Source organism: Azospirillum terrae (assembly GCF_053470425.1).
The window spans coordinates 104039-129771 of the sequence record NZ_JBPXMR010000005.1 but is presented as its reverse complement, the minus strand read 5'-3'; the positions used below and the strand labels follow the sequence as shown (position 1 = coordinate 129771).

The window sequence follows — 25733 nt, the reverse complement described above, 5'->3', positions numbered from 1 at the left end:
GATGAACTGGTACTTCAGCCGCGCGCTGGGAATGATCGGCCTGCTGGCGGGGGTGGTGCGGGTCGCGCTGGCGCTCATCCTCGACAACACTGGAGCGGGGGCCGGAGCTGGGGCCGGGGCGGAACTGATGGGCGCGGTCGGCACCGGCATCCTGTTCGTCGTCGGCGGCATGCTGTCCGGCGCCGTCGTCGACGTGGTCATCCGGGCTCGCAAGCCGGCGCGTCCGCGGGAGCCCGGCCGGTCCAAGCCACTCCGAAAGCAGTGAGGCTGTCCGCGTCCGGAGTCCCCCATCCGCGCCGCTCCCCTATCCGCCTCCACGTTCGCGCGGGGGGCTGTTCGCTGATAGGGTTCGATCACGCCATGGACTCTCCCTTCTGACAACTCGCCCGCCCCGGCAACGGGGCGGGCTTTTGATTCGGATTAAAAACAATATTATGCTTGTTGGTGAAGGGTGGTCGGCAACAGGAGCCTGAAATGCGCTCGAAGATTCTGATTTCCGGCGCTGTGGCGGGCTCGCTGCTGGCGTCCGGTTGTGCGAACACCACCGGGGAAGACGTGGCGGGGGCGCTGCTGATCGGAGCGGTCGTCATCGGCCTCGGCGTCCTGGCGGCCAGCGGCTCCGACAGCGATGACAGTGACTACCGCTACAACCACTCGTCCGGCCACCGGCACCACGACCGGGAGCGCTCGCGCTACGCCAACAATGGCCGTTGCGACGACCCGGACTATCGAACCTCCAACGGCGGCCACGCCAGCCCCGGCAGCGACGAGCGCGATTGCCGGCGGTACGGCGATGGCCTGAAGTGATGTCGAGCCGGCGCGCTCCGGCGTGTTAGGATCGACGCACGCCCGTCATCCGCCCATCATCCAGAGGTCGCGCCATGATGTGGGTTCTGCTCGCGCTGTTCATCGCCGCGCTGGTCGTGGTGTTCGCGCTCGGCGCTCCGCGCCCTGCCGCACGGGGACGGCGCAAGGGACACCGGTAAGCTGAGGATCGCGGTTCGCTCGCCTCCGCGTGCCCCAGACATGCGAAAGGCCGGCACAAGGCCGGCCTTCTGCTCCGCGGCTCTCCCTTGGGAGAGAATGGAGCGGGCGAAGGGATTCGAACCCTCGACCCCAACCTTGGCAAGGTTGTGCTCTACCCCTGAGCTACGCCCGCATACTGGCGCGAGTGACGGGACTTGAACCCGCGGCCTCCGGCGTGACAGGCCGGCGCTCTAACCAACTGAGCTACACCCGCGCAAGGGAGCGGCCTTGTACGGGAGCTTGGCCGAAGACGCAAGCACCAATTATCGAAAAATGGTGGAGCCGAGGGGGATCGAACCCCTGACCTTCGCAATGCCATTGCGACGCTCTCCCAGCTGAGCTACGGCCCCCCAAATGGTGCGCTCGGAGGGAGTCGAACCCCCACGGCCTTTCAGCCACTAGGACCTGAACCTAGCGCGTCTACCAATTCCGCCACGAGCGCATCCCGCGTCATCTGGGGTGACGCGGGATGGCGGGTATAGGCGGGAGCGCGGCCATACTCAAGCAGAAAGCGTCACAGGCCGCACTGTTTCGGCATCACGGCTGCACCCGCTGGTACAGGCTGCGGTCGGTCAGCGCCGAGAGGCCGATCAGAATCGGCCCGCCCCCGCCTTCAAGGGCGAGTTGCGCGTGCGACGGCTCCCCCGGCTTGGTCCGGATGCCGGTGACGACGTAGACCTTCTCGAGCTGGCCCGTACGGGTGAAGCGGTCGCCGATGGCGACGGTCGGGGTGCGGGCCATTATGCACCCGCCTTTATGGAGTCGATCATGGCGGTGAATGCGGCCTTCGCTTCGCCGGCGCTTCGCGAGGGGAGTTCGCCGCGCCCGGCTTCATAGATCGGCGCGCCGTCCGGCGCGGAAAGCATCACGTCGAGCAGAGCGTCAAGCACCTCGTCCGGCGTCGTCGCCCCTGACACGACAGCCGGAGCCGATGACCGGATCCACCGCGCCATCCGCTCCCGCATCGGTTTTTCATGAAGGTTGCTCATGGTGTCTCTCTCTTGGCCGGGGTGGTGCGTCACCGCACGCCGGCACCTCAGGCAGTTGACGGTCGCCAGACGACTCGTCGAGCCGCCAGTATACATACCGCCTTGAGCATCGAGCAAAAGTTCCCTGCCGTACAAGCTCTGCGCTTCCATGCGGGCGAGCCGGGGGCGCGTGGCGATCGGGAGGGGGAGCAAATCGATGGGGTGGTCGCGGTCCGGAGCGTGCCCCGGACAAGCGAAAGGCCGGCACAAGGCCGGCCTTCTTCACCGCGGCTCTCCCTTGGGAGAGAATGGAGCGGGCGAAGGGATTCGAACCCTCGACCCCAACCTTGGCAAGGTTGTGCTCTACCCCTGAGCTACGCCCGCGCTCCGTGCCGTCGTTCGTCCCGTTTGCCTCGTTCGAGGCGGTCCGTCCGGCGGCGTGCGGCGGAATATACAGATCGGATTTTTCAATGCAAGCGCCTTGTTACGTTTTTTTTCGACGGCTGGACGGAGGCCCGGAAGGCACGGTAAAACCCAGGCCATGGCTCACGATCACACCACCGCACCGGCCCCCTTGTCGACCGCACCGGAACAGCTTCTGGCCCGCCTGGACGCGCTCGGCTTCGCCACCGTCACCCACAGCCACCCGCCGCTGTTCACCGTGGAGGAGAGCAAGGCGCTGCGCGGCGCGCTGCCCGGCGGCCACTGCAAGAACCTGTTCCTCAAGGACCGCAAGGACCAGTACTGGCTGGTGGTGGCGCTGGAGGATGCGCCGGTGGCACTCAACAGTTTCGACAAGGTGATCGGCTCGGCCCGGCTGTCCTTCGCTTCCGCCGAGCGGCTGTGGGAGGTGCTGGGCGTGCGGCCGGGCTCGGTGACGCCGTTCGCACTGGTCAACGACACCGGGCACCGCGTCAACGTCGTCCTGCAAAAGGCGATGCTGGACCACGACCCGTTGAACTATCATCCTCTGCTGAACGATCGGACCACGGCGATCCGGCCGGCGGACCTGTTGGCCTTCATCCGGGCCTGCGGGCACGAACCGCGCATTGTCGATTTCGGTGCGGACCCTGTAGAATGAGCTGAAATCCTTGCTACCGCCGCACCGCGCGCTCATTTAATCACGCGAGATTCAAACGGGATTGCCAAAGCCATGTTCTCTCCGCCGCCCAACACCGCCGCCGCCGCTTCCTCCGCCGACCTGATCAAGGACGGTTCCGACCGCACCTTCATGGCCGACGTCATCGAGGCGTCGCGCGACACGCCCGTGATCGTCGATTTCTGGGCGCCCTGGTGCGGCCCGTGCAAACAGCTCGGCCCGGCCATCGAAAAGGCGGTGCGCGCCGCCAAGGGCGCGGTGAAGCTGGTCAAGATCGACACCGACCAGCACCCGATGATCGCCCAGCAGCTGCGCGTGCAGTCGATCCCGGCGGTGTACGCCTTCTTCCAGGGCCGCCCGGTGGACGCCTTCGTCGGCGCCCAGCCCGAGTCGCAGATCAAGGCCTTCGTCGATCGCCTGACCAAGCTGGCCGGCGGGGCCGGCGGCATGGACGAGATGCTGGAGGACGCGCTGGCCCAGGCCAAGGAGGCGCTGGACACCGGCGACGTCGCCACCGCGTCGGACATCTACGGCCAGATCCATCAGGCGGTGCCGGAGAACGCGGCCGCCTACGCCGGTCTCGTGCGCTGCCTGATCGTCGGCGGTGAGTTGGACCGCGCCAAGCAGATGATCGCCGACGCACCCGAGGCGCTGGCCAAGGACAAGGACCTGATCGCCGCCAAGACCGCCCTGGAGGTCGCCGAGCAGGCCAAGAGCGCCGGCCCGGTCACCGAGCTGATGGAAAAGCTGGCGCACGACAAGAACGACCATCAGACGCGCTACGACCTTGCCATGGCGCTGTACGCGGCGGGCAAGCGCGAGGCGGCGGTGGACGAGCTGCTGGAGGTGGTGCGCCGCGACCGCACCTGGAACGAGGAGGCCGCGCGCAAGCAGCTGGTCAAGCTGTTCGAGGCGTTCGGGCCGACCGATCCGCTGACCATTTCGACGCGCCGCCGGCTGTCGACTATCCTGTTCAGTTGATAAGCCTGTTCGACCGGGCGGGGGCTTCTATTTTACAGGCATGAGCCGGAGCCCCTTCGACCCGACCATCGACCGACTGCCGCGCGAGCTGCCCGTGTTCCCGCTGCCGGGGGTGCTGCTGCTGCCGCGCGGCCGGTTGCCGCTCAACATCTTCGAGCCGCGCTATCTGGCGATGGTCGCGGACGCGCTGGCGGCGGACCGCATGATCGGCATGATCCAGCCCACCGACCCGGCGTCGCGCGCCAAGGCGCCGGCGCTGTACGAAACGGGGTGCGCCGGGCGAATCACCTCCTTCGCGGAGACCGAGGACGGCCGGCTGCTGATCACGCTGACCGGCGTGTGCCGATTCACGGCGTTGCGCGAGCTGCCGTGCGAGCGCGGCTACCGCCGGGTCCATCCGGCCTGGGAGCGCTTCGCCGCCGACCTGGACGGCGAGGCGTCCGGCGGCATCGACCGCGACCGGCTGCTCGGCGGGCTGAAGGGGTATTTCAAGGCCCAGGGCATCTCGGCCAACTGGGAGGCCATCGAGGGCACGCCGGACGAGCGTCTGGTGACCTCGCTGGCGATGATCTGCCCCTTCGAGGCGAGCGAGAAACAAGCGCTTCTGGAGGCTCCCGACCTGCCGGAACGCGCGAAGCTCTTGATCGCGCTGATCGAGATGGCCATTCTCGACGGCCACGAGGGCGACGGCACCGCGCTGCCGCGCCATTGACACGTAAAGACACCAACACAGGCGGGCCGCTTCCATGAGCGCATCGACTTCTGAGGACAAGGCCGGCGAAGGCAAGACGCAGGCGCGCGTCGACCGCAAGCTGCTGGAGATCCTCGTCTGCCCGCTGACCAAGGGTCCGCTGCGCTACGATTCGGAGCGCAACGAACTGATCAGCGAGCGCGCCAGTCTGGCCTATCCGATCCGCGACGGCATCCCGATCATGCTGATCGACGAGGCGCGCCGGCTCGACGACCATGCCCCGGTCCGCGGGCCCGGTGCAGCGTGATGGCCGAGGATCGCGGCACCCAGCATTGGCCGACCGAGGTCCGCCTCAAGGCGGCCGAGAAGCGGCTGGAGATCGACTTCGACGACGGCCGCAGCTTCTCGCTGCCGGCCGAGTTCCTGCGCGTCGAGAGCCCGTCCGCCGAGGTGCAGGGCCACGGGCCGGGGCAGAAGACGCTTCAGCGCGGCAAGATGCACGTCGGCATCATGTCGCTGGAGCCGGTCGGCCACTACGCTCTGCGCATCCAGTTCGACGACCTGCACGACAGCGGCATCTATACGTGGTCCTACCTGTACGAGCTGGGCGAGAACCAGGATCGGCTGTGGGCCGAATACTTGGCCGAGCTTGAGGAAAAGGGCTACAGCCGCGACCCGCGCGCCCGCTGAGGGGTGTGCGCAGGGGTGCGGCGTGGCGCCGCGGGCCGTCCGGCCACGGGCGCCCTTGCTTTTATAGATAAAATTTTATATAAAAGCGTCACGAATATGATTTACCTCCAAAAGGGAGGCGAGCCGTGACGATGGATTGGGTTGACGAGCGCCTTGAGCAGCGCCGCTGGATGGTCCGCCGCCAGCTTCAGGCCCGTGGCCAGGACGTGAGGCGCAAGCGCCGGATGAAGATGCGCGGCTTGGCCCGTGCGGCGCTTGTCGTGTCGCTGGTGGCGCTGAGCGTCCTGGCGCTGGAGATCGGCCGCAAGGCCGTCGTGGTGATGCACCACGCCCAAGTGGCCGGATACACGCAGGTTTCCTGAGGCTGTCCATCACCCTGGAACCGGGGCATCCGGCACGCTATTGTTAGGGTATGGCTGGTTTCCACCGCTTCCGCACGACCGCCCCCATCCCCACCGACGCGCTGTCGGCGGAAAAGCGTGTAGCTGTCCAGGAGGGGCTCCGGGACATCGATGAAGGACTGGGCGTTCCGCTCGACGAGGTGGAAGCCTGGGTCGAGTCCTGGGATACGCCGGACGAACTGCCGATGCCCCAGCCACGCGTCATCAAAGGTCTTGGACGCATCCGTTGATGGTCCGTCGCCGGGTCATCCTGTCGCCGATGGCGACGCGCGATCTCGAACAGATACGCACTTGGTACTCTCAACCCGGTTCAGGCCCGCGTGCCAAGCGGAAAGCCTCAGCCATTGTCCGGGCTCTGCGTGAGTTGGAGCGGTACCCGTTCATTGGCTCGCCGAGCGACGAGCCCGGCCTGCGGGAGCGCGTCGTCGAGGAGCATACCGTCATCTATCGGATCCAGAACGACGCCGACGTGCCGGAGAGCGCGGGCGACATCGTGGTGATCCGCATCTGGCAACCGGGCCAGAACAGGCCTCGTCCCTCGCTTCTGTGACATCGCCGCGGCAGTCATGGCAAAACCACACGCCGGGCATGTCCATCCGGCGTTGGTGAGTGGGCTGAAAATCGGGTAATTATATTTCTCATTAACCAACGCACACAGAAGGCGCGGCGGCCCGGACGGGGCGGCCCCTTCGGTACAAAAAACGGAATCACCACCATGAGCATGGCTCTGCGCTCGGTCCAGCACCTGGACCATTCCCTGGCGACGATCGTTTCCCATCGCCTGAACCAGTTCCTCGACACCGTGGCCGAGTGGCACTCCCGCGCCGCGTCGCGCCGCGAGCTTGCCCAACTCGACGACCGCATGCTGCACGACATCGGCGTCAGCAACGTCGACGTGGAGCGCGAAATCTCCAAGCCGTTCTGGCGCTCGTAAGGCGCCGCCAAACGAAAAGGCCGCTTCCCCGGAGGGAAGCGGCCTTTTTCGTGCCGGAACCGAACCGATCAGATGCAGTACTGCTGGAGCGGCTCGAAGCCGTTGAAGCAGACGGCGGCGTAGGTCGTCGTGTAGGCGCCGGTGGCGTGGATGCGCACGCGGTCGCCGGCCTTCAGGTCGAGCGGCAGCTTGTACTCGGCCCTCTCGTACAGCACGTCGGCGCTGTCGCAGGTCGGGCCGGCCAGAACCACCGCCTCGGTGTCGGCGTCCGCCGACTCGCCCAGCACCTCGATGGGGTACTGGATGGCTTCGTCCATGGTCTCGGCGAGGCCGCCGAACTTGCCGATGTCCAGATAGACCCAGCGCTTGGTGTCGGTGTTCGACTTGCGGGACACCAGCACCACTTCGCTCTCGATAATGCCGGCGTTGCCGACCATGCCGCGGCCGGGCTCGACGATCGTCTCGGGGATGTGATTGCCGAAGTGGCGGCGCAGGCTGTCGAAGATCGCCTGACCGTAAGCCGCCGATTCCGGCACGTCCGAGCGGTAGCGCGTCGGGAAGCCGCCGCCCAGGTTGATCATGCCGAGGTCGACGCCGAGGATCTCCAACTCGCGGAACAGCATCGCCACTTCATGGATGGCGAGGTCCCACTGCATGACGTCCTTCTGCTGCGAACCGACGTGGAACGACACGCCCCACGGTTCGACCCCCATGGTCTTGGCCTTCAGCAGCAGGTCGCGGGCCATCTTCAGGTCGCAGCCGAACTTGCGCGACAGCGGCCACTCCGCGCCCTCGCCCGAGGTCAGGATGCGGCAGAACACGCGCGAGCCGGGGGCGGCGCGCGAAATCTTCTCCAGTTCCTCGACCGAATCGAAGGCGAACAGCCGCACGCCCAGTTCGAAGGCGCGGCGGATGTCGGATTCCTTCTTGATGGTGTTGCCGTAGGAGATGCGGTCGGCCGTGCAGCCGGCGCCCAGCACCATCTGGATTTCCGGCACGCTGGCGGTGTCGAACGCCGAGCCCAAGCGCGACAGCAGCGACAGGATCTCCGGCGCCGGGTTGGCCTTCACGGCGTAGTAAATGCGGGCGTCGGGCAGGGCGTCGGCCAGCGCGTGGTAGTTCTGCTCGACCACGTCGAGGTCCACGACGAGGCACGGGGTCTGCGGGCGTCGCTCCTCGAAGAAGCGCGCAATCTTCTCGTTCATCCCAGTCTCCCGGACGAAAGCAAATAAAGACAAAGCGGGGGTGTGGCGTCGGGTGCGGAGCGGCCGAACGGGTAAATCTGACCGAAGATGCCGGTCAGGCGTTCAGGCCGCCCATACTGGACGTCCGTTTGTCCATACTGGACTGTAGCGGGAGCTGTCGGAGACGGGTGGGCCCAAGCCCACCGACAACAACATGAACCATCGTAACCTCCAAGTCGCCGCCTTGCTTAAGGGACGGTCGGAAATCACGCGTTACGTCGTTGCATAACCACTATCTCGATGGACGAGGGCGGGCCAGCGGCACGTGCGCTTGCGAGTTCGCGTTACATAGATCCAATGGGCCGCAGAGAAAAGAGAAAAATCCATGACGCTGTAAAAAAACCGACACGCGGTCCGCAGGGGTGTGCGGGCATCGAAAACATTCATTGAAAACAATGGCTTGGATGCGGTTTTGCGGCGGCGTTCAGGCCGCTGCGGCGCCCTTCGCGGCGAGCGCCCGATACGCCCCCGCCGCCCCCAGCGCCACCAGCGCCACCGCCCCCATCATCGGCAGCGCGGTGCCGTCGTAGAGGTGCCCGACGAGGATGCCGACCACCGCGGCCACCGTCATCTGCACGAATCCCATCAGCGCCGAGGCCAGCCCGGCCATGGTCGGGTACGGCCCGACGGCGCCGGCCATGGCGTTGGGCATCGTCATTCCGACTCCGAGGATGAAGAGGAACATCGGCCCGACCACCGTGGCAACGCTCGTCACGTCCGCCGCCGCCAGCGCCGCGCCGAGCAGCCCGCTCATAACCGAGATCAGCGTGCCCAGGCGCACCATGCGGTCGACTCCCAGGCGGTGCGACAGCCGCCCGGCGAGGAACGTCCCCACCATATAGCCCACCACCACGCCGCCGAAGCTCAGGCCGTAGGCCGCTGGCGACAGGTGCAGCTGGCCGATCAGCACGAAGGAGGAGCCGGAGATGAACGCGAAAATGCCGCTGTACGCGCACGCCACCGTCAGCATGTAGCCGACGTACGCGCGGTCGCGGAACAGCCGGATGTAGTTGCCGAGCAGCCGCGACGGCCTCAGCGCCTCGGCGTCGCGGTGCTCGTTGGTCTCGCTCAACAGCAGCAGGGTCGCCGCCAGCACCGCCATCGCCACCAGAATCAGCACCACGAAGTTGGAGCGCCAGCCGAACAGCTCGGTCAGCAGGCCGCCGAGCACCGGGCCGACCGCCGGGGCCATCGCCATCGCCATGGACATGTAGGCCAGGATGGTGGCCGCCCGATCGCGGCCGAACACGTCGCGCACCACCGCGCGCGCCACCACCGGCCCACAGCACGCCCCCACCGCCTGGAACGCCCGCGCGACGATGAGCTGATCGATGCTGGCGGCCAGCGCGCACGCCACGCTCGCCGCCAGATAGATCGTCACGCCGGTGATCAGCGCCGGCCGCCGGCCATAGCGGTCGGACAGCGGCCCGTAGACCAGCTGTGCCCCCGCGAAGCCCACCAGGAACACCGACAGGGTGAGCTGCACGGTGACGATGTCGGTGCCGAACACCGCCACCAGCGAGGGCAGCGACGGCAGATAGAGGTCGGTGGACAGCGGCCCGAACGCAACGAGCGCGGTCAGCAGCACGCGAATGGCCAGGGAATCGGGACGAGGCATGCGCAGGAGAACCGGGAGGTGCGGTGGGGACGGTCCGGCACTATACGCGCAGGCGTGGGCGCTGTCCCCTTCCGCATCCTCGACGCGTTTCCCTCAGCTCAGCCCGCAGGGCCGCCCGATCTCGGAGCAGTCGGCGCCGTCGCACGGCGTGAGGACGTGCCGCACCGCGCGGGCGAGCCCCTCGTACAGCGTCTGCGCCACGGTGGCCGCCATCTCCTCGCCCTGGGTGTCGCTCTCCGCCTTCAGCATGGTCATGGTGTCCACGTGCAGCACGATCACCGCGTCGCTGCGCGCGCGGCCGTGGCCGCCGGCTTCGAAGAACTTGCACAGCGAGTCGGCGATGCAGCCGACGCAGGCGAAGCCGAACGTCTTCGCCTCGCCGCGGATCTGGTGGGCAATGGTGAAGATGGTGTCCGCGTCGATGCCGCCTTCGCCCTTACCCCCACCTTGACCTTTGGCCGCCGCCGCCAGCGCGCGCAGCTGGCGGATCTGCCGGTCCAGGTGCCGGGCATACTCGGCGGCGCTGGCGTGCACCAGCGCCTGGAAGGTGGGCGGCACCGTGGCGGGCAGGGTGGCGCTGCCGTGGCCGACCTTGCTCTTCAGCCGGTTCGGCGGGCGGAAGATTTTCACGGAGTCGGAAGCGGTCCCGGTGCTCATCCGCGTGCCTCCATCGGTTCGGCCATGGGATCCATGACGCCGTTCATGATGGCGGAGATCTCGGCCTGCGAGAGTTGCCGTTCCGTAAGGTTCGGCGGCAGTGGCGGCTGCTCCCGGTCGCCGCGGCGGCGGTTGTGGCCGGCGCCGTCCGGCACGTCCCGGCGCCGCCGGTCCGGCCCGGAATAGCCCGGCGCCTCGACGAACATCCGCGGCCGTTCGATGACGGCGACCAGATGATGATAGAGCGTCTGCGGCGCCACCGGCTTGACCAGGAATTCGCTGACCCCGGCGTTGCGCGCCGCCAGCACGTTGCCCAGCGTGCTGAAGGCGGAGATCATGATGACCGGCGCGAAGCGCGCCTCGCCGGGCAGCCGGCGGATGCGCCGCGTCAGCTCCAGCCCGTTCATCGGCCGCATGTCCCAGTCGGCCAGGACGATGTCGGGCGGGGAGGTCTTCACGGTCGCCAGCGCGGATTCGCCGTTGTCGGTTTCGGCGATGTGGGAGAAGCCCAGCGCTTTCAGCATCTGGCGCAGGATGACGCGCATCCAGGCGCTGTCGTCCACCAGCAGCACGCTGGCCTTGTCGAAGGCATATCCTTTCATGCTGCCTCCCGAGGCGTCCGGCGCGTTGCGGTCCGCGCCCAACACCGTTTGCAATCAAACGATACCCCCAAAGGTTAAGTGTGATTGTAATTGTGTTGCAACACGACCTACGACCGTAGGCTGCCGGCCTTAGGCCTATATCGTCAGCCGTAGCGCAGCAGCCGGGCGCCGTTCGCCTTCAGCCAGGCGCGGGGCGCCTTCACCTCGGCGGTCAGCCCGGCGCACACCGCCCAGAAGCTCTTGGAGTGGTTCATTTCCTTCAGGTGCGCCACCTCGTGCGCCACCACGTAGTCGAGCACCGCCTCGGGCGTCAGGATCAGCCGCCAAGAGAAGGACAGCCGGCCATCGGCGGCGCAGCTTCCCCAGCGGCTGCGGGTGTCGCGCACCGTCACCGCCGTCACCCGCTTGCCGAGCAGCGCCGCCTTGGCGCGGGCGCGCTCGGCCAGTTCGCGGCGCGCCTCCGCCACGAGGTGATCGTGGACGCGGCGTTCCAGATGCTCGGGCCGGCCGCCGACCAGCAGCAATCCGTCCTCGCGCCGGGTGCCGCCGCGCAGTTCGGGAACATGGCGGATCACATGGTCGACGCCCAGCACCGGCACCATTGATCCATCGGCGAAGGGCAGGCGCGGCGGCAGTGCCTCCAGGCGCGCGCGCAGCCAGCCGTCGTGGCGGCGGATGAAGTGGTGCACCTCGGCTTCGGAAATGCCGGTAGGCACCACCACCTGGATGAGGCCGCGCCCGGCGTCCACCCGCAGCGTCAGCCGGCGGGTGCGGGCGCTTTCGCGCAGTTCGAGGGGGACGGGCAGGCCGGCGATCGCCAGCGCCCGCGTTCCCCCGGAGGTGCCGGCGGAGGTGCCCTTGGAAGTGCGATGGGTGATCATGTTCCCTTTATAGACCGGCGGCATGGTTCGGCAACAGAGGGGCCGGACGGTTTCTGCCCATTGTCGCGTGTTCGATCCGGCGTCGTCCCAGGCCATAGACGATCGTCTCATTTGACAAGAGCGCCGCCGTTGCAAGATAATTGCGACTTAGAGTAATTATCGGGCAGGGCTGCCGTGGGTGAGTATAACCAAAGTCAACTGGCCGAACGGCAGGGTCAAAGCTTGGCCGTTGACCGCGAGAATTTGTTGGACGCGTTGCTTGCCGCGGGTGGCGGGCGGCTGGCGATGTTCGATCCGGCGGCCCGGTTGCTTGTGGTGAATCGCCCCTTTGCCGACGCGCTGGGGCGCCGGCCCGGCCAGCTCGAAGGTCTCACGCTGGCCGAGGCCGGCATCGCCCAGGCCGCGGCGCTGGAGGCGCAGGTGCGCGCCGTCGCGGCGTCGGGCACGACGCTGAGCGTCGGCGGGCTGCTGCCGGACGGCGATGTGACGCTGGCGCCGGAGCGCGACGCGTCCGGCGCGGTGGTCGCGGTGGTGGCGCGTGGCCGCAACCCGGCCGAGGAGGCGCGCGCGCTCAACAGCCGTTTCCTGTCCACCGCCAGCCACGATTTGCGCCAGCCCATCCAGGCCATGCAGCTGTTCCACCACCTGCTGCTGACCCGCATCACCGAGCCGTCCGCGCACGAGATGGTCGAGCGCATGGGGCAGGCCATGGAGGGTGCCGAGAGCTTCATCCGCCTGATTCTCGAAGCGGCGTCGCTGGAGGGCGGTCTGGTGCGGGCGCAGCGCGGCCCGGTCGCCGTGGACGATGTGCTGAGCACGCTGCTTCAGGAGTTCGAGCCCAAGGCCGAGGCCAAGGGGCTGCGCCTGTCGGTGCGCCCGGCCGATCTGTCCATCGTCACCGACCAGAACCTGCTGGAGCGCCTGCTGCGCCACGTGGTGGACAATGCCGTGCGCTACACGGACAGGGGCGGCGTGCTGATCGCCGCGCGGCGGCGCGGCGCGCTGCTGCGGCTGGAGGTGTGGGACACCGGACCGGGCATCCCCGAGGCCGATTTGCCGGCGCTGTTCGACGACTTTCACCAGATCGCCGGCCGCGAGCGCACCAAGGGGCATGGTTTCGGCCTGTCGCTGGTGCGCCGCCTGAGCGCGGTGCTCGGCCACCCCGTGCGCGTGCGCTCCAGGATCGGGCATGGGACGGTGATCTCCGTGGACATCCCGGCCGTCGCCGCGCCGGTGCGGGTTCTGGAAGCGGCGCCGGTCGGCTGACGTTGCCGTAACAGGCTGCCGGAGCGTCCGTTTTCCGCTATATAATGAGCGTGAGACCGGAGCGAACGGCGATGCCCGATACCAGCTACCCGACATACGAGGACATCCGCGCCCGGCGGATCGCGGCGCGCCGTGCCGCCGCGCTTGACGCGTTGCGGCGCGCCGATGTGGTGGCGCGTCGGGCTGGCGGGCGCCTCGTGGTCTTCGGCTCGCTGGCGGAGGGCGGCTTTGACGAGCGGTCGGACCTGGACGTCGCGGTGTTCGGCCTTCCTCCGGGTCCTGACGGCGACGTGGCCGCGGAGGTCGACACCGTCCTGACGTTGGCCGGCTTTGCGGCCGACGTTATTCCGGATCGTTTTCTCTCCCCTTCACTGCGCGAGCGAGTGCTTTCGAATGGCTCTGACCCCTGCGCTTTGGGCTGACGTTCGGCGCGACCTCGACGCGGCGCGTGCCAACGTGGAGAACGCCGCCGCGCGGGCGGAAACGTTGCGTGATGCGGCCATGCCTTCCGATGCGCGGCTCGACCGCGAATACGCGGTAGGGCTGATGCTCCACAACGGCTATGGAGCCATGGAAAGCGCGCTCGAACGGCTGATCCGGGCCATTGACGGCGACTTGCCCGCCGGGGCCTCCTTTCATGCCGAGATCATTCGCAGGGCGGCCTATCCGGTCGCAGGCGTCCGGCCGGCGATGATCGGAGCGCAGACGGCCGCACGGCTTCAGAAGCTGCGGAGCTTTCGGCACGCGTTGCGGCATGCGTACGATGATTTCGACTACAGCCGCGCGGCCGAGAACGTGCCGGTGGCGGTCGAAGCCGAACGGGCGTTTCGCGCCGACATCGAGGCGTTCACCGCGGCTCTTGGGAACGCGCCCGACCTGTCCCTCTGACCCCCGGCTGATTGACAAGCGTCCCTGGGCTCCCGCAGGCTGTTGGAAAAGCGGGAGGAGTATAAGTGGGACACGGCGCTCAGCGCCCCGGCCGAGCCGACGCCCATGAGTGTCGCCGTCCCATAAGCTTCACCGAACCAACACGAGACGGACACCCGGCCCGGCCACGGTACCGGAAGTCCGCGAAAAAACAGGGAGGTTCACTGTGACCACACGTCTTACGCTGGCTGCCGGCACGGCGGTCGCTCTCGTCGCCTTCGCCGGTCCGGCCGCCGCGCAGAAGACCCAGATCGAGTTCTGGCATGGCCTGCCCAACCCGCGCGGCGCCCAACTCGAACAGATCGTGCAGGACTTCAACAAGGCGCAGGACAAGGTGCAGGTCAACCCGACCTTCAAGGGCTCGTACCCCGACGCCATGCAGTCCGCCATCGCCGCCTTCCGCGCCGGCAATGCGCCGCACATCGTGCAGATGTTCGAGGTCGGCACCGCCACCATGATGGCGGCCGGCCCGGCCATCAAGCCGGTCTACAAGCTGCTGGAGGAGACCGGCTCGACGCTCGACCCGTCCGGCTACCTGCCGGCGGTGGCCGGCTATTACACGACCGCCGACGGCAAGCTGATGTCGATGCCGTTCAACAGCTCGACCACCATCCTGTTCTACAACAAGGACGCCTTCCAGAAGGCCGGCCTCGATCCCAACAGCCCGCCCAAGACCTGGCCGGAGCTGATCGACGCGGCGAAGAAGCTCAAGGCCTCCGGGCACGCCTGTCCGTACACCACCTCCTGGCCGACCTGGACGCACTTCGAGCAGTTCAGCGCCGTTCACGACGTGCCCTTCGCCACGCAGGACAACGGCTTCAAGGGCCTGAACGCCGAGTTGAAGATCAGCAGCCCGCTGCACGTCAAGCACCTCCAGGCGCTGGTGGACATGCAGAAGGACGGGCTGTTCAAGTACGCCGGCCGCGACGCCGCACCGGACTCGCTGTTCCCGGCGGGCGAGTGCGCCATGCAGACCGGCTCGTCCGGCCTGCGCGGTCAGGTCGAGCGGGAGGCGAAGTTCGCCTGGGGCGTCGGCATGCTGCCCTATTGGCCGGACGTGAAGGGGGCGCCGAAGAACTCGATCATCGGCGGCGCGTCGTTCTGGGTGATGACCGCGCCCAAGCGCACCGCGGACGAGTACAAGGCGGTGGCCGAGTTCTTCAAGTACATCGGCCAGCCGCAGGTCGATGCCAAGTGGCACATGGACACCGGCTACCTGCCGATCACCGCCAAGGGCTATGAGGCGGCGAAGGCCACAGGCTTCTACGACAAGAATCCCGGCGCCGACGTGCCGTACTTGCAGATGGCGCGCTCCGCGGTGACGCCGAACACCAAGGGCCTGCGCCTCGGCGGCCTGCCGGAGATCCGCAACATCATCCAGGAGGAGATGGAAAAGGCATTCCAGGGCCAGCAGTCCGCCCAGCAGGCGCTCGACACGGCGGTCCAGCGCGGCAACGCCGTGCTGCGCAACTTCGAACGCGCGAACAGGGGGTAAAGAATACCCCTCTCCCGTCCCGGGAGAGGGTGGCCGCCATAGGCGGCCGGGTGAGGGTAGCGCAAGGATCCTTGCACGCACCCTCACCCTCCCGCTCGTTCCGAGCGGGCCCCTCCCTCTCCCGGGACGGGAGAGGGGAACAGAGGACACCCATGCAACGACGCGTCGTCTTCGAGAGCCGTTGGCTTCCCTACCTGCTGGTGGCGCCGCAGGTGGCGGTCTCGCTGGTGTTCTTCCACTGGCCGGCCGCCCAGGCCATCGAGCAGTCCATGCTGTTGCAGGACGCCTTCGGCCTGCGCCAGACCTTCGTCTGGTTCGAGAACTTCGAGATCGTGCTGAGCGATCCGAACTACCTCGGCACCCTGCGCGTCACCGCTGTCTTCGCCACCGCGGTGACCGTGCTGTCCATGGCGCTGGCGCTGCTGTTCGCCGTGCTGGCCAACGCGCAGATCCGCGGGCGCGGCGTCTACAAGACGCTGCTGATCTGGCCCTACGCGCTGGCGCCCGCCGTGGCGGCGGTGTTGTGGATGTTCATCTTCAACCCGGAAATCGGCGTCCTCGGCCGCGCGCTCAACAACTGGGGCCTGCGCTGGGACTACCGGCTGAACGACGCGCAGGCGCTGACCATGGTGGTGCTGGTGTCGGCGTGGAAGCAGGTCAGCTACAACTTCATCTTCTTCCTGGCCGGGCTCCAGGCGATCCCGCGCTCGCTGCTGGAGGCGGCGGCCATCGACGGGGCCGGGCCGGTGCGGCGGTTCTGGACGGTGACGTTCCCGCTGCTGTCGCCGACCACCTTTTTCCTGCTGGTGGTCAACATCGTCTACGCCTTCTTCGAGACGTTCGGCGTCATCCACGCGCTGACCAAGGGCGGGCCGGGCAAGGCCACGGAGACGCTGATCTACCGCGTGTACCTCGACGGCGTGATCAACAACGACCTTGGCGGCTCGTCGGCTCAGTCGGTGCTGCTGATGCTGGCGGTCATCGCGCTGACCGCCATCCAGTTCCGCTTCGTCGAACGCAAGGTGCACTACGCATGAAGGCCCGCCGGTTGATGGACGCCGTACCGCACGCCGTGCTGATCCTCGGCGTGCTGATCTTCGCGTTCCCGATCTACATGACGCTGATCGGCTCGACCTGGGACGCCGCGACCATCGGGCGCGGCAACCTGCCGCTCACCCCCGGCCCGGAGATGGCCGACAACTACGCCCACGCCTGGAGCGAGGGCCGCGGCGAGCGCGCCGTCTACACCCCCGTCCGCATCATGATGATGAACAGCGTCATCATGGCGCTGGTCATCGCGCTGGGGAAGATCGTCATCTCCATCCTGTCGGCCTTCGCCATCGCGTTCTTCCGCTTTCCCGGCCGGATGCTGGTGTTCTGGCTGATCTTCATCACGCTGATGCTGCCGGTGGAGGTGCGGATCATCCCGACCTACAAGGTGGTCGCCGACTTAGGGCTGATCGACACCTACGCCGGGCTGACCATCCCGCTGATCGCGTCGGCCACGGCAACCCTGCTGTTCCGCCAGTTTTTCCTGACCATCCCGGACGAACTGGTCGAGGCCGCCAAGATCGACGGCGCCGGGCCGATGCGGTTCTTCTTCGACGTGCTGCTGCCGCTGTCGCGCACCAACATCGCGGCGCTGTTCGTCATCCTCTTCATCTACGGCTGGAACCAGTATCTGTGGCCGCTGCTGATCACCACCAGCCGCGACATGCAGACCATCGTCATCGGCATCACCCAGATGATCGGCACCGGCGAGTCCGCCACGGATTGGAACCTGATTATGGCGACGACGGTGCTGGCGCTGCTGCCGCCGGTGGCGGTGGTGGTGCTGATGCAGCGGTGGTTCGTCAAAGGCCTTGTGGACAGCGAGAAATAACAGACATGGCAACGGTAGACCTTCGGCAGGTCCGCAAGTCCTACGGCGGCGTCCAGGCGATCAAGGGCGTCGATTTGAGCGTCGCGGACGGGGAATTCCTGGTGCTGCTCGGCCCATCCGGCTGCGGCAAGTCCACGCTGCTGCGCATGGTCGCCGGGCTGGAGGCGATCACCGCCGGCGACATCGCCATCGGCGGCCGCGTGGTCAACGCCCTGGAGCCGAAGGACCGCGACATCGCCATGGTGTTCCAGAACTACGCGCTCTACCCGCACATGAGCGTGTTCGACAACATGGCCTATGGCCTGAAGATCCGCGGGCTGGCGAAGGCCGACATCCTGGCGCGGGTGGACAAGGCGGCGGCGATCCTGGAACTCGGTCCGTACCTCGCCCGCAAGCCCAGCCAGTTGTCCGGCGGCCAGCGCCAGCGCGTCGCCATGGGCCGCGCCATCGTGCGCGAGCCGGCGGTCTTCCTGTTCGACGAGCCCCTGTCCAACCTGGACGCCAAGCTGCGCAACCAGATGCGGGTGGAGATCAAGCGCCTCCAGGACCGCTTGCGGATCACCAGCCTGTACGTGACGCACGATCAGGTCGAGGCGATGACGCTGGCCGACCGCATCGTCGTGATGAACGGCGGCTTGGCCGAGCAGGTCGGCACGCCGCTGGAGGTCTACCAGCGCCCGGCCAGCCTGTTCGTGGCGGAGTTCATCGGCTCGCCGCCGATGAACGTGCTGGACGCAACCCTGGACGCCGCCGGCCGCTTCGCCGACCTGGGCGGCGTCGGGGTGGATCTGCCGCGTCCGTATGCGGAGCATGCCGGGCGGGCGGTGAAGCTCGGCGTGCGGCCGGAGCATTTGCGGCCGGGCGAGGGCGGCTTGCCGGTGGTGGTGGAACTGGTCGAGGCGCTGGGGGCGGACACGGTGGTGCACGGCCGGCTGCCGGGCGGGCAAGTGCTGCTGGCCCGACTGCCGGGGTTGCCGGCCTGCCGGGCCGGCGATTCGCTGACGCTGACCGCGCCGGCCGACGCGCTGCATCTGTTCGACGCGCAGACCGGGCGCCGGGTCGAGGGCTGACCGACTACAGCAGATTGTCCGCGAAATCGCCGATCAGCGCCGACAGGAACAGGTCGAGCAGCACCAGCGCCGCGGCGGCCATGCTGTTGACCTCCAGCGCGGTGCGCAGCACGAACCACTGATAGACCATCATCGCCAGCATGACGCCGAACACCAGCCCGGCGCCCAGCGCCTCGGGCAGCACGCCGATCTTGCTCAGCACCACGGCGGGCAGGTAGGCGCCCATCTGCACCACCGCCGCCCAGTTGTTGGCGGCCACCGCCCCGGCATAGCGCGCCTGCCGGTCGAGCATCCCCGCCACCCGGTACAGCGCCAGCGGGAAGGCGACCCAGTTCACCACGTAGGCGATCAATTCGACCAGCGTCACCTGCAGGAACGGCGCCTCGGTGCCCTGGTCGGCCAGCCGGAGCGCCAACAGCAGCGCGTACGCCGGCAGCACGATCACCGCGGCGTAGAAGGACTTCAGCGCCCCATCCGCCGTGCGGTCGATGTAGTCGAGCCCGGTCGGGTCGAACCGGGCGAGCCGGTACGCGCCGAACACCGAAAAGGCCACGTCGCGTGCGGTGAGCGTCATGCGGGCCTTACAACGTCAGGGAAGCCGGGCAAAGACATCCCGGAGGATCGCCCCATAGATGTCGGTCAAGCGCAGGAGATCGTCGAGGGCGACGTGCTCGTCCACCTTGTGCATGGTCTGCCCGACCAGCCCGAACTCGACCACCGGGCAGTGGTCCTTGATGAAGCGCGCGTCCGAGGTGCCGCCGGTGGTCGAGTACTCCGGCCGCCGGCCGGTCACCCCCTCCACCGCGTCGGCGACCAGTTCGGTGAGCGGGCCGGGCGGCGTCAGGAACGACTCGCCGCTGGTGCTCATGGTCAGGTCGTAGGCACCGCCCACCGCGTCGAACTTCGCCCGCAGCCACGCCTCGATGGAGGCCGGGGTGTGCGCGTCGTTGAAGCGGATGTTGAACACCGCCGTGCCCTGCGCCGGGATGACGTTGGTCGCCGGGTTGCCGACGTCCACCGTGGTCAGCGCCAGCGTCGAGGCCTGGAAGTGCGCGGTCCCAATGTCCAGCGGCTCATCGGTGATCGCCACCAGCATGCGCGCCAGACGGGGCAGGGGGTTGTCGGCGAGGTGCGGGTAGGCGGTGTGGCCCTGCGCGCCATGAACGGTGAGCCGCCCGGTGGTGCTGCCGCGCCGGCCGATCTTGATCATGTCGCCGAGCTTGGCCGGGTTGGTCGGCTCGCCCACCACGCAGGCGTCCAGGCGCTCGCCGCGGGCCTTCAGCCAGTCCAGCACCTTCTTCGTGCCGTTGACCGCCACGCCCTCCTCGTCGCCGGTGATCAGCAGGCTGACCGAGCCGGCGGGCGTGCGCCCGGCCTCCAGCTCGCGCGCCACCGCGGCGACGAAGGCGGCGACGGCGCCCTTCATGTCCGCGGCGCCGCGGCCGAACAGCTTGCCGCTCAGGATCTCGCCGCCGAACGGGTCGACCGACCACGCCTTGAGGTCGCCGGGCGGCACCACGTCGGTGTGCCCGGCGAAGCAGACGTTCTTGCCGGTGGTGCCGAGCCGCGCGTACAGGTTCTCCACGGGCTCGGTGCCCGGTTCCTCGAAGCGCAGGCGGTGGCAGGTGAAGCCCAGCGGCGTCAGCGCCGCCTCCAGCACGCCGAGCGCGCCGGCATCCTCCGGCGTCACGCTCGGACAGCGGATCAGGGCTTGAGCGAGCGTGACGGGATCGGTGGACATCATGCGGACAGTTCCGGCGGGTTGGCCTGAAGCCCCTCCCCCGCGAGGGGGGAGGGGCTTTAAGAGGGTTCAGTCGCGCAGCAGGTCGTTGATGGAGGTCTTGGAGCGGGTCTTCTCGTCCACGCGCTTGACGATCACGCAGCAGTACAGGCCCGGTCCCGGCGTGCCGTCCGGCAGCGCCTTGCCGGGGATGGTGCCGGGCACCACCACCGAATAGGACGGCACGCGGCCCATGAACACTTCGCCGGTCGCGCGGTCGATGATCTTGGTGGAGGCGCCGATGTAGCAGCCCATGGAGACCACGGCGCCGCGCTCGACGATGACGCCCTCGGCCACCTCGGAGCGGGCGCCGATGAAGCAGTCGTCCTCGATGACGACCGGGCCGGCCTGCAACGGCTCCAACACGCCGCCGATGCCGACGCCGCCCGAGAGGTGCACGTTCTTGCCGATCTGCGCGCAGGAGCCGACCGTGGTCCAGGTGTCGACCATCGTGCCCGAATCCACATAGGCGCCGACGTTGACGAAGCTCGGCATCAGGATGACGCCCGGCGCGATGTAGGCCGAGCGGCGGACGATGGCGCCCGGCACGGAGCGGAAGCCGGCGGCCTGGAACTGGCCTTCCTGCCAGCCCTCGAACTTCGGCGCCACCTTGTCGTACCAGGACGAGCTGCCGGGGCCGCCGGGGATCGTCTCGTTGGCGTTGAGGCGGAAGGACAGCAGCACCGCCTTCTTCAGCCACTGGTTGACCCGCCAGGAGTCGCCCTCCTTCTCGGCGACGCGCAGGTCGCCGGAGTCGAGGCCGGCCAGCGCCTCGTCGACCGAGTTGCGCACGGCGCCGGTGGTGGCGGTGGACAGCGTGTCGCGGGTTTCCCAGGCGGCGTTGATGGCGGATTCGAGGCGGGCGTTGGGCATTGAGAGTATCCGGTCGGGGTGGACTGTGAAGCGGCGAAACATGGGCCGGGCGCCGCGGCCTTGTCAACACGGGCCGTCGCCGGGCGAATGCCGGGTACGACCAATGGACCGTGGCCATGCTCCGCCGGAAGTTCGGCTCCATATGTTTTGCAATCAAACGAATAGGCCGAATGTGCTATCAAAATTGTACTATTAGCTAAGCAAGTCTGGTCGAACGCGCACGGTCCTTGCGCGCGGCGCCGGATTTCCCTTGCGCTTTTTTGCAGCCGAATGAATATTATCCGCGCTGCATACGTGCGGCAAAGGCCCGAGTTGGGGAGGAACGAAAGCAACGGGTGAAAACGCCGGCAGCCAAGCCCTGCGACCGCAGGAGCCCGGCGCCAAGGCGGCCCGAGCCCCGGATCAATCCGGCGGTGCATCGAAGTTTCTGGGGGAAGCGCAGGGCGGGAAGCGAAAGCTTTCCCGCCCTCGTCGTTTGTAATGGCTTGACCTTGACGGTGTCCGGTCTCAGCGCCATTTCCGGCGGATGGACGACGAAATCCCCTGCATCGGCATCTGCATCATCGGCGAGGACGGCCGCTGCGAAGGCTGTGGCCGCACCGAGGACGAGATCTACGGCGCCCCCGACATCGTGGAAACGCCGCCGCTCGATTGAGGCGGTTTGCGTGCTTGCTCTTGCCGGCGATTTGCGTTAGGATAAATTTCCTTTCGGAGAAGCCGTGTCCGCGCGGTGCCGGTCGAATGGAACACCCCCTGCACACTGTTCCAAAGTGTTCCACAGCGTTCCATCCAGCGCCGCCGAACCGCCAAGGAAACCCGACGTCATGGTATCGGGGAAGCGGCCCTAGCCGGCCGGCACCGCCTCCAGCCAAGCGACGAGGTCGTCGGCGATGTGGTCGATGTGGGAGCCGGTGCCGACGCCGCCGTGATCGGGGCGTGCCCAATCGGCCTCGCTGCGCACCCACACCGTGGTCATTCCCATGGCGTGGGCGGGCGTCAGGTTGCGGGCGATGTCCTCGACCATGCAGGCGCGCTTGGGATCGATGGCGTGCCGCTCGACCAGCGTGACGTAGGGGCGCGGGTCGGGCTTGGGGATGTAGCCGGCCTCGACGATGCCGAACACCGTGTCGAAATGGTGTGCGATGCCCAGGCGGGCGGTGACGTTTTCGGCGTGCCGCACCGAGCCGTTGGTGTAGATCACCTTGCGCCCCGGCAGCCGGCCCAGCGCCCGGTCGAGCGCCGGCGAGGGCGACACCGGCGTTACGTCGATGGCGTGCACGTATTCCAGGAACGGCTCCGGTTCCACATCGTGCTCGACCATCAGGCCGCGCAGAGTCGTGCCGTGCTCGCGGAAGAAGCGCTTCTGCATGACCCGCGCTTCGTCGTAGGGGATGCCGAAATGCGCGGCGATGAACTCGCTGATGCGCCGGTCCACCTGGGCGAACAGGTTGCAGGATGCGGGGTACAGCGTGTTGTCGAGGTCGAAGATCCAGGCTTCGATGGCGGAGAGGGGCAGGGTCATGCGCTGACAATGGGCAACGCCGGTCCATCGGGCAAGACCGTTTCCGGTGAACCCCTCCGCGAACGATCCAAGGTTGATTGCGCGCGTCATCAATAATCGCTAGCCTCTGCCCGGTATCCTCCGCACGACGCACGCGCAGCCCCCGTGGATCACGCCCAGCCCTTGTCCGTCCCGACACCCGCCGACACGGCCGCCACTCCGTTCATCGTCGCCGGCTATCCCGGACCGGCTTTCCGCCTCGCCCCCGACCTGCGGGTGGCCGAGGCCAACGCCGCGGCGCAGGAGCTGCTGGACGCCGATCCGCGCTGGCTGCCCGACGTGCTGGGCTGGCTGTCCACGTCCAGCGTGGCGCCGGGGCTGCGCTCGGTGCCGGTGCAGGTGCCGCGCGGCGGCATGGTGGTGGAATGGGCGGCGGTGCCGCTGGACGGCGGCAGCACGCTGCTGCTCGGGCGCGACGCCACGCTGGAACGCCAGCTGCGCCACACGCTCACCGAGTCGCGGCGGCGCTACAAGGATCTGGTCGAGGTCTCCAGCGACTTCGCCTGGGAAACCGGGCCGGACGGCCGCTTCGTCTTCGTCACCACCAAGGGCGCGCTGGGCTACGGGCCGGAGGCGCTGATCGGCCGCGACCCGCGCGAGATGGCGGTGGAGGAGTGGGAAGACCTCCCGCTCCCCTTCGACGCCCGCCGCCCGGTGGATCAGGCGGAGCTGTGGCTGAAGCGCGCCGACGGCAGCCAGGCCTGCGTCGTCGCCTCGGCGCTGCCGCTGTACGACGCTGCCGGCGGTTGGGCGGGCGCGCGCGGCGTCTGCCGCGACGTCACCGAAACCGTGACCCGCTCGGCCGAGCTGGCCCGCGTGCGAAACCGCGAGAAGCTGCTGGCGCACATCGTCCACACCCTGCGCAACCGCCTGGACGCCGACGAGGCGCTGGCGGTGGCCGCCGCCGAGACGGCGCGGGCGCTGGGGGCCGAGGGCTGCCGCATCTACCGGGCCGGCGAGGACGGGCAACTGCTGCTCGCCATCGACTTCGGCGGCGACGCGGCGCCCGACGAGATGGCGGCCGACGCGCTGCTGCCCATGCTGCGGCAGGTGGCGGCGACCGACGATCCGGTGCCGGGCGTGCTCGGCGAGACCCGCGTGCTGGGCGCTCGCACCGAGTACCAGCAGGCGGTCAACGGCGCCGTGCTGGTCTGGCGCGGCGACTACGCCGACCCCTGGGACGACGAGGACCGCCTTCTCATCGGCGGCGTCGCCGACCAGTTGGGCATCGCGCACGCCCATTGGGCCTACCAGGAGCGGCTGCGCCGCCTGTCGGAGCGCGACGGGCTGACCGGCCTGTTCAACCGCCGCACCTTCTTCGAGCGGATGGAGGACCAGCTGGACCTGCGCGAGACCGGCCCCTCGGCGCTGCTCTATGTGGATCTGGACAACTTCAAGGCGGTCAACGACCTGCACGGCCATCAGCAGGGCGATCTGGTGCTGAAGGCCATTGGCCGGCTGCTGACCACCGGCGTGCGGCCGGGCGACCTGCCGGGGCGGCTGGGCGGCGACGAGTTCGTGCTGTGGCTGGGCCGCACCGACGAGGACCAGGCGCGCGGCGTGGCCGAGCGTCTGCTGGCCGGCGTCAAGAGCCTGAGCCACCTGTCGGCCAGCCCGGACAAGCCGCTGGGCCTGTCCATCGGCATCGCCGTGCACCGGCCGGGCATCGGCGAAACGGTGCAGGAACTGACCGACCGGGCCGATTCCTCCATGTACGCCGCCAAGAAGCGCGGCAAGGGCAACTACGCCTTCGCCCCCCCGCACATCCCCGCCCCGCCAGCCGCTCCTTCCGAAGCGGAGACCGCCTCGTGACGACTGACCCGATCGACTACGCCACCGCCAAGGTGATGATCCAGAGCGAGGACCCGGCGGTCCGCCGCCGCGTCGCCGAACACCCGGAGACGCGGGGCGAGCTGCTGTACTACCTCGCCGTCGACGCCGCGGCCGAGGTGCGGCAGGCCATCGCCACCAACGCCGGCACGCCGCGTCAGGCCGATCTGCTGCTAGCCTCCGACTCCGACCAGCTCGTCCGCGGCGCGCTGGCCCGCAAGGTGGCCGGGCTGGTGCCCGACCTGCCGGCCGACCAGCTCTCCCAGATCGAGCGCATGACGGTGGAGTGCCTGGAGACGCTAGCCCGCGATCAGGCGACGGAGGTGCGCTCCATCCTCGCCGACACGCTGAAGGATCTGCCCAACGCGCCGCACGCGCTGATCAACGCGCTGGCCCGCGACGTCGAGCTGTCAGTGTGCGGCCCGGTGTTGCAGCACTCGCCGATCCTCACCGAGGAGGATCTGCTCGACATCATCATGCTGGGGCCGGTGGCCGGCGCGCTGTCGGCCATCGCGTGGCGGCACGACGTGTCGCCGTCCGTGGCGGACGCCATCGCGCGCTCCGACGACGAGGCGGCGGTGACGGCGCTGCTCGGCAACCCCTCGGCGCAGATCCGCGAGGAGACGCTGGACCGCATCATCGACGACGCGCCGCGGCACGAGCCGTGGCACGGCCCCCTGGTGCGCCGGCCCAAGCTGCCGGCCCGAGCGGTGGCGCGGCTGGCCAGCTTCGTCGCCGACAATCTGCTCAAGGTGCTCCAGCAGCGCGACGACCTGGAGCCGGAGGCGGCGCGCAAGCTGGCCGACGCCGTGCGCGAGCGCGTCGCGACCGGCGAGGTCAAGCCGCGCGGCCCGGTCGATTGGGGGGAAGAGGTGCAGGAGGAAAAGCCGGTCGAGCGCCCGAGCGACCGCGCCGCCCGCCTCAACAAGGAAGGCAAGCTGACCGAGAAGGTGCTGGACGGTTCGCTGAGCGAGGGCGACCGCGCCTTCGTCATGGCCGGGCTGGGCGAGCTGGCCGGCATCCCGCTGGGCACGGTGGACCGCATCATCACCACCCACGCGCCGCGCGCGGTGACCGCGCTGGTGTGGCGCGCCGGCCTGACCATGCGCTTTGCCAAGCAGGTGCAGCTGCGCCTCGCCCAGATTCCGCCAAAGTCGGCGCTTAATGCTCGGGACGGCGTCGGCTACCCGATGGGCGAGGACGAGATGCGCTGGCAGCTCGAATTCTTCGGCGTCGAGGAAAAGAAGTAGGCGCCCG

32 protein-coding genes and 5 tRNA genes are annotated in these 25733 nt (G+C 68.3%); 21 read left to right on the top strand and 16 right to left on the bottom strand.

All coding sequences use genetic code 11. The features are described from left to right. Position 1: 1 nt before the first annotated feature. Both ACSVDD_RS15220 and ACSVDD_RS15215 read left to right on the top strand, forming a co-directional pair. Positions 2-265 (top strand): hypothetical protein, encoded by a 264-nt coding sequence (locus ACSVDD_RS15220; RefSeq protein ID WP_448190211.1) that lies wholly within the window; start codon positions 2-4, stop codon positions 263-265. Between the two features lie 209 nt (positions 266-474). Beyond that, a complete protein-coding gene (locus ACSVDD_RS15215; RefSeq protein WP_448190210.1) occupies positions 475-807 on the top strand; it encodes a hypothetical protein in 333 nt (110 codons plus the stop codon). Positions 808-1084: 277 nt separating this feature from the next. On the opposite strand, the gene ACSVDD_RS15210 is transcribed toward ACSVDD_RS15215, so the two are convergent. The 7 genes from ACSVDD_RS15210 to ACSVDD_RS15180 form a co-directional block, all read right to left on the bottom strand. Beyond that, positions 1085-1159 (bottom strand) — tRNA-Gly (locus tag ACSVDD_RS15210). A gap of 4 nt (positions 1160-1163) precedes the next feature. Further along, positions 1164-1240, bottom strand: a tRNA-Asp gene (locus ACSVDD_RS15205). A 60-nt stretch (positions 1241-1300) separates the two neighbouring features. Beyond that, positions 1301-1376: transfer RNA gene (locus tag ACSVDD_RS15200), tRNA-Ala, on the bottom strand. Positions 1377-1381: 5 nt separating this feature from the next. Continuing rightward, positions 1382-1468: transfer RNA gene (locus ACSVDD_RS15195), tRNA-Leu, on the bottom strand. A gap of 95 nt (positions 1469-1563) precedes the next feature. Next, positions 1564-1767, bottom strand: coding sequence for a hypothetical protein (locus ACSVDD_RS15190; protein ID WP_448190209.1), 204 nt, complete (start codon positions 1765-1767; stop codon positions 1564-1566). Next, positions 1767-2015 carry a hypothetical protein gene (locus ACSVDD_RS15185; protein ID WP_448190208.1) on the bottom strand — a complete coding sequence of 83 codons (249 nt, stop codon included), beginning with the start codon at positions 2013-2015 and terminating at the stop codon, positions 1767-1769. Before ACSVDD_RS15185 ends, ACSVDD_RS15190 begins: the two co-directional genes overlap by 1 nt. 288 nt (positions 2016-2303) lie before the next feature. Further along, positions 2304-2378: transfer RNA gene (locus tag ACSVDD_RS15180), tRNA-Gly, on the bottom strand. A gap of 157 nt (positions 2379-2535) precedes the next feature. On the opposite strand from ACSVDD_RS15180, the gene ACSVDD_RS15175 reads away from it, so the two are divergent. The 9 genes from ACSVDD_RS15175 (at position 2536) to ACSVDD_RS15135 (ending at position 6790) form a co-directional block, all read left to right on the top strand. Continuing rightward, positions 2536-3075 carry a prolyl-tRNA synthetase associated domain-containing protein gene (locus ACSVDD_RS15175; protein WP_448190207.1) on the top strand — a complete coding sequence of 180 codons (540 nt, stop codon included), beginning with the start codon at positions 2536-2538 and terminating at the stop codon, positions 3073-3075. A gap of 72 nt (positions 3076-3147) precedes the next feature. Further along, complete coding sequence (locus tag ACSVDD_RS15170; protein WP_448190206.1) at positions 3148-4074, top strand: tetratricopeptide repeat protein; 927 nt, start codon at positions 3148-3150, stop codon at positions 4072-4074. Positions 4075-4114: 40 nt separating this feature from the next. Next, positions 4115-4786, top strand: coding sequence for an LON peptidase substrate-binding domain-containing protein (locus tag ACSVDD_RS15165; protein ID WP_448190205.1), 672 nt, complete (start codon positions 4115-4117; stop codon positions 4784-4786). A 34-nt stretch (positions 4787-4820) separates the two neighbouring features. Continuing rightward, complete coding sequence (locus tag ACSVDD_RS15160; protein WP_448190204.1) at positions 4821-5072, top strand: Trm112 family protein; 252 nt, start codon at positions 4821-4823, stop codon at positions 5070-5072. Continuing rightward, entirely contained in the window at positions 5072-5455 is a 384-nt protein-coding gene (locus ACSVDD_RS15155; protein WP_448190203.1) for a gamma-butyrobetaine hydroxylase family protein, read from the top strand. The genes ACSVDD_RS15160 and ACSVDD_RS15155 overlap by 1 nt, the downstream gene beginning before the upstream one ends. A 125-nt stretch (positions 5456-5580) precedes the next feature. Further along, the gene (locus tag ACSVDD_RS15150; RefSeq protein ID WP_448190202.1) at positions 5581-5817 is read left to right on the top strand and encodes a hypothetical protein; all 237 of its coding nucleotides are present in this window, start codon (positions 5581-5583) and stop codon (positions 5815-5817) included. Positions 5818-5867: 50 nt separating this feature from the next. Then, the gene (locus ACSVDD_RS15145; RefSeq protein ID WP_448190201.1) at positions 5868-6086 is read left to right on the top strand and encodes a hypothetical protein; all 219 of its coding nucleotides are present in this window, start codon (positions 5868-5870) and stop codon (positions 6084-6086) included. After that, positions 6086-6406 (top strand): type II toxin-antitoxin system RelE/ParE family toxin, encoded by a 321-nt coding sequence (locus ACSVDD_RS15140; protein WP_448190479.1) that lies wholly within the window; start codon positions 6086-6088, stop codon positions 6404-6406. Before ACSVDD_RS15145 ends, ACSVDD_RS15140 begins: the two co-directional genes overlap by 1 nt. Before the next feature lie 165 nt (positions 6407-6571). Further along, positions 6572-6790: a DUF1127 domain-containing protein gene (locus tag ACSVDD_RS15135; protein ID WP_448190200.1), complete on the top strand. Its 219-nt coding sequence runs from the start codon at positions 6572-6574 to the stop codon at positions 6788-6790. 68 nt (positions 6791-6858) lie between these two features. Here the strand turns inward: ACSVDD_RS15135 and ACSVDD_RS15130 are convergent, their stop codons facing one another. From ACSVDD_RS15130 to ACSVDD_RS15110, 5 genes are all read right to left on the bottom strand, one after another. Next, positions 6859-7995, bottom strand: a complete 1137-nt coding sequence (locus ACSVDD_RS15130) for a type III PLP-dependent enzyme (RefSeq protein WP_448190199.1) — start codon at positions 7993-7995, stop codon at positions 6859-6861. A gap of 463 nt (positions 7996-8458) precedes the next feature. Continuing rightward, positions 8459-9652, bottom strand: a complete 1194-nt coding sequence (locus ACSVDD_RS15125) for a multidrug effflux MFS transporter (RefSeq protein ID WP_448190198.1) — start codon at positions 9650-9652, stop codon at positions 8459-8461. A gap of 93 nt (positions 9653-9745) precedes the next feature. Then, a complete protein-coding gene (locus tag ACSVDD_RS15120; protein WP_448190197.1) occupies positions 9746-10309 on the bottom strand; it encodes a hypothetical protein in 564 nt (187 codons plus the stop codon). Next, positions 10306-10911 carry a response regulator gene (locus tag ACSVDD_RS15115; RefSeq protein ID WP_448190196.1) on the bottom strand — a complete coding sequence of 202 codons (606 nt, stop codon included), beginning with the start codon at positions 10909-10911 and terminating at the stop codon, positions 10306-10308. Before ACSVDD_RS15115 ends, ACSVDD_RS15120 begins: the two co-directional genes overlap by 4 nt. A gap of 143 nt (positions 10912-11054) precedes the next feature. Continuing rightward, positions 11055-11792 (bottom strand): M48 family metallopeptidase, encoded by a 738-nt coding sequence (locus tag ACSVDD_RS15110; RefSeq protein WP_448190195.1) that lies wholly within the window; start codon positions 11790-11792, stop codon positions 11055-11057. Between the two features lie 222 nt (positions 11793-12014). On the opposite strand from ACSVDD_RS15110, the gene ACSVDD_RS15105 reads away from it, so the two are divergent. The 7 genes from ACSVDD_RS15105 (at position 12015) to ACSVDD_RS15075 (ending at position 18432) form a co-directional block, all read left to right on the top strand. Continuing rightward, complete coding sequence (locus ACSVDD_RS15105) at positions 12015-13058, top strand: sensor histidine kinase (protein WP_448190194.1); 1044 nt, start codon at positions 12015-12017, stop codon at positions 13056-13058. A gap of 71 nt (positions 13059-13129) precedes the next feature. Beyond that, on the top strand, positions 13130-13480 hold the full coding sequence (locus ACSVDD_RS15100; protein WP_448190193.1) for a nucleotidyltransferase family protein: 351 nt from the start codon (positions 13130-13132) through the stop codon (positions 13478-13480). Beyond that, positions 13452-13946, top strand: coding sequence for a ribonuclease toxin HepT-like protein (locus ACSVDD_RS15095; protein WP_448190192.1), 495 nt, complete (start codon positions 13452-13454; stop codon positions 13944-13946). The genes ACSVDD_RS15100 and ACSVDD_RS15095 overlap by 29 nt, the downstream gene beginning before the upstream one ends. A 205-nt stretch (positions 13947-14151) precedes the next feature. Then, positions 14152-15480, top strand: coding sequence for a sn-glycerol-3-phosphate ABC transporter substrate-binding protein UgpB (gene ugpB, locus ACSVDD_RS15090; RefSeq protein ID WP_448190191.1), 1329 nt, complete (start codon positions 14152-14154; stop codon positions 15478-15480). 152 nt (positions 15481-15632) lie between these two features. Beyond that, the gene (ugpA, locus tag ACSVDD_RS15085) at positions 15633-16517 is read left to right on the top strand and encodes a sn-glycerol-3-phosphate ABC transporter permease UgpA (protein ID WP_448190190.1); all 885 of its coding nucleotides are present in this window, start codon (positions 15633-15635) and stop codon (positions 16515-16517) included. After that, complete coding sequence (ugpE, locus tag ACSVDD_RS15080) at positions 16514-17362, top strand: sn-glycerol-3-phosphate ABC transporter permease UgpE (protein WP_448190189.1); 849 nt, start codon at positions 16514-16516, stop codon at positions 17360-17362. Before ugpA ends, ugpE begins: the two co-directional genes overlap by 4 nt. Positions 17363-17367: 5 nt before the next feature. Further along, complete coding sequence (locus tag ACSVDD_RS15075; protein WP_448190188.1) at positions 17368-18432, top strand: sn-glycerol-3-phosphate import ATP-binding protein UgpC; 1065 nt, start codon at positions 17368-17370, stop codon at positions 18430-18432. 4 nt (positions 18433-18436) lie between these two features. On the opposite strand, the gene ACSVDD_RS15070 is transcribed toward ACSVDD_RS15075, so the two are convergent. From ACSVDD_RS15070 to dapD, 3 genes are all read right to left on the bottom strand, one after another. Further along, positions 18437-19006, bottom strand: a complete 570-nt coding sequence (locus ACSVDD_RS15070; RefSeq protein ID WP_448190187.1) for a hypothetical protein — start codon at positions 19004-19006, stop codon at positions 18437-18439. Positions 19007-19021: 15 nt separating this feature from the next. Beyond that, a complete protein-coding gene (dapE, locus tag ACSVDD_RS15065; protein ID WP_448190478.1) occupies positions 19022-20173 on the bottom strand; it encodes a succinyl-diaminopimelate desuccinylase in 1152 nt (383 codons plus the stop codon). 69 nt (positions 20174-20242) lie between these two features. After that, positions 20243-21085, bottom strand: a complete 843-nt coding sequence (dapD, locus tag ACSVDD_RS15060) for a 2,3,4,5-tetrahydropyridine-2,6-dicarboxylate N-succinyltransferase (RefSeq protein WP_448190186.1) — start codon at positions 21083-21085, stop codon at positions 20243-20245. A 526-nt stretch (positions 21086-21611) separates the two neighbouring features. On the opposite strand from dapD, the gene ACSVDD_RS15055 reads away from it, so the two are divergent. After that, positions 21612-21740 (top strand): DUF1289 domain-containing protein, encoded by a 129-nt coding sequence (locus ACSVDD_RS15055; protein WP_448190185.1) that lies wholly within the window; start codon positions 21612-21614, stop codon positions 21738-21740. A 189-nt stretch (positions 21741-21929) separates the two neighbouring features. Here ACSVDD_RS15055 and ACSVDD_RS15050 read toward each other — a convergent pair whose 3' ends face one another. Further along, a complete protein-coding gene (locus ACSVDD_RS15050) occupies positions 21930-22607 on the bottom strand; it encodes a pyrimidine 5'-nucleotidase (RefSeq protein WP_448190184.1) in 678 nt (225 codons plus the stop codon). Positions 22608-22769: 162 nt separating this feature from the next. Here ACSVDD_RS15050 and ACSVDD_RS15045 point away from each other — a divergent pair, with 162 nt between their 5' ends. Together ACSVDD_RS15045 and ACSVDD_RS15040 are read left to right on the top strand one after the other, a co-directional pair. Beyond that, positions 22770-24458 carry a sensor domain-containing diguanylate cyclase gene (locus ACSVDD_RS15045; RefSeq protein ID WP_448190183.1) on the top strand — a complete coding sequence of 563 codons (1689 nt, stop codon included), beginning with the start codon at positions 22770-22772 and terminating at the stop codon, positions 24456-24458. Further along, positions 24455-25726 carry a DUF2336 domain-containing protein gene (locus ACSVDD_RS15040; protein ID WP_448190182.1) on the top strand — a complete coding sequence of 424 codons (1272 nt, stop codon included), beginning with the start codon at positions 24455-24457 and terminating at the stop codon, positions 25724-25726. Before ACSVDD_RS15045 ends, ACSVDD_RS15040 begins: the two co-directional genes overlap by 4 nt. Positions 25727-25733 lie beyond the last annotated feature (7 nt).

Coding starts and splice junctions, on each gene's coding strand:
- ACSVDD_RS15220 (WP_448190211.1), top strand. CDS start 2: ATGAACTGGTACTTCAGCCGCGCGCTGGGAATGATCGGCCTGCTGGCG.
- ACSVDD_RS15215 (WP_448190210.1), top strand. CDS start 475: ATGCGCTCGAAGATTCTGATTTCCGGCGCTGTGGCGGGCTCGCTGCTG.
- ACSVDD_RS15190 (WP_448190209.1), bottom strand. CDS start 1,767: ATGGCCCGCACCCCGACCGTCGCCATCGGCGACCGCTTCACCCGTACG.
- ACSVDD_RS15185 (WP_448190208.1), bottom strand. CDS start 2,015: ATGAGCAACCTTCATGAAAAACCGATGCGGGAGCGGATGGCGCGGTGG.
- ACSVDD_RS15175 (WP_448190207.1), top strand. CDS start 2,536: ATGGCTCACGATCACACCACCGCACCGGCCCCCTTGTCGACCGCACCG.
- ACSVDD_RS15170 (WP_448190206.1), top strand. CDS start 3,148: ATGTTCTCTCCGCCGCCCAACACCGCCGCCGCCGCTTCCTCCGCCGAC.
- ACSVDD_RS15165 (WP_448190205.1), top strand. CDS start 4,115: ATGAGCCGGAGCCCCTTCGACCCGACCATCGACCGACTGCCGCGCGAG.
- ACSVDD_RS15160 (WP_448190204.1), top strand. CDS start 4,821: ATGAGCGCATCGACTTCTGAGGACAAGGCCGGCGAAGGCAAGACGCAG.
- ACSVDD_RS15155 (WP_448190203.1), top strand. CDS start 5,072: ATGGCCGAGGATCGCGGCACCCAGCATTGGCCGACCGAGGTCCGCCTC.
- ACSVDD_RS15145 (WP_448190201.1), top strand. CDS start 5,868: ATGGCTGGTTTCCACCGCTTCCGCACGACCGCCCCCATCCCCACCGAC.
- ACSVDD_RS15140 (WP_448190479.1), top strand. CDS start 6,086: ATGGTCCGTCGCCGGGTCATCCTGTCGCCGATGGCGACGCGCGATCTC.
- ACSVDD_RS15135 (WP_448190200.1), top strand. CDS start 6,572: ATGAGCATGGCTCTGCGCTCGGTCCAGCACCTGGACCATTCCCTGGCG.
- ACSVDD_RS15130 (WP_448190199.1), bottom strand. CDS start 7,995: ATGAACGAGAAGATTGCGCGCTTCTTCGAGGAGCGACGCCCGCAGACC.
- ACSVDD_RS15125 (WP_448190198.1), bottom strand. CDS start 9,652: ATGCCTCGTCCCGATTCCCTGGCCATTCGCGTGCTGCTGACCGCGCTC.
- ACSVDD_RS15120 (WP_448190197.1), bottom strand. CDS start 10,309: ATGAGCACCGGGACCGCTTCCGACTCCGTGAAAATCTTCCGCCCGCCG.
- ACSVDD_RS15115 (WP_448190196.1), bottom strand. CDS start 10,911: ATGAAAGGATATGCCTTCGACAAGGCCAGCGTGCTGCTGGTGGACGAC.
- ACSVDD_RS15110 (WP_448190195.1), bottom strand. CDS start 11,792: ATGATCACCCATCGCACTTCCAAGGGCACCTCCGCCGGCACCTCCGGG.
- ACSVDD_RS15100 (WP_448190193.1), top strand. CDS start 13,130: ATGCCCGATACCAGCTACCCGACATACGAGGACATCCGCGCCCGGCGG.
- ACSVDD_RS15095 (WP_448190192.1), top strand. CDS start 13,452: ATGGCTCTGACCCCTGCGCTTTGGGCTGACGTTCGGCGCGACCTCGAC.
- ugpA (WP_448190190.1), top strand. CDS start 15,633: ATGCAACGACGCGTCGTCTTCGAGAGCCGTTGGCTTCCCTACCTGCTG.
- ugpE (WP_448190189.1), top strand. CDS start 16,514: ATGAAGGCCCGCCGGTTGATGGACGCCGTACCGCACGCCGTGCTGATC.
- ACSVDD_RS15075 (WP_448190188.1), top strand. CDS start 17,368: ATGGCAACGGTAGACCTTCGGCAGGTCCGCAAGTCCTACGGCGGCGTC.
- ACSVDD_RS15070 (WP_448190187.1), bottom strand. CDS start 19,006: ATGACGCTCACCGCACGCGACGTGGCCTTTTCGGTGTTCGGCGCGTAC.
- dapE (WP_448190478.1), bottom strand. CDS start 20,173: ATGTCCACCGATCCCGTCACGCTCGCTCAAGCCCTGATCCGCTGTCCG.
- dapD (WP_448190186.1), bottom strand. CDS start 21,085: ATGCCCAACGCCCGCCTCGAATCCGCCATCAACGCCGCCTGGGAAACC.
- ACSVDD_RS15055 (WP_448190185.1), top strand. CDS start 21,612: ATGGACGACGAAATCCCCTGCATCGGCATCTGCATCATCGGCGAGGAC.
- ACSVDD_RS15050 (WP_448190184.1), bottom strand. CDS start 22,607: ATGACCCTGCCCCTCTCCGCCATCGAAGCCTGGATCTTCGACCTCGAC.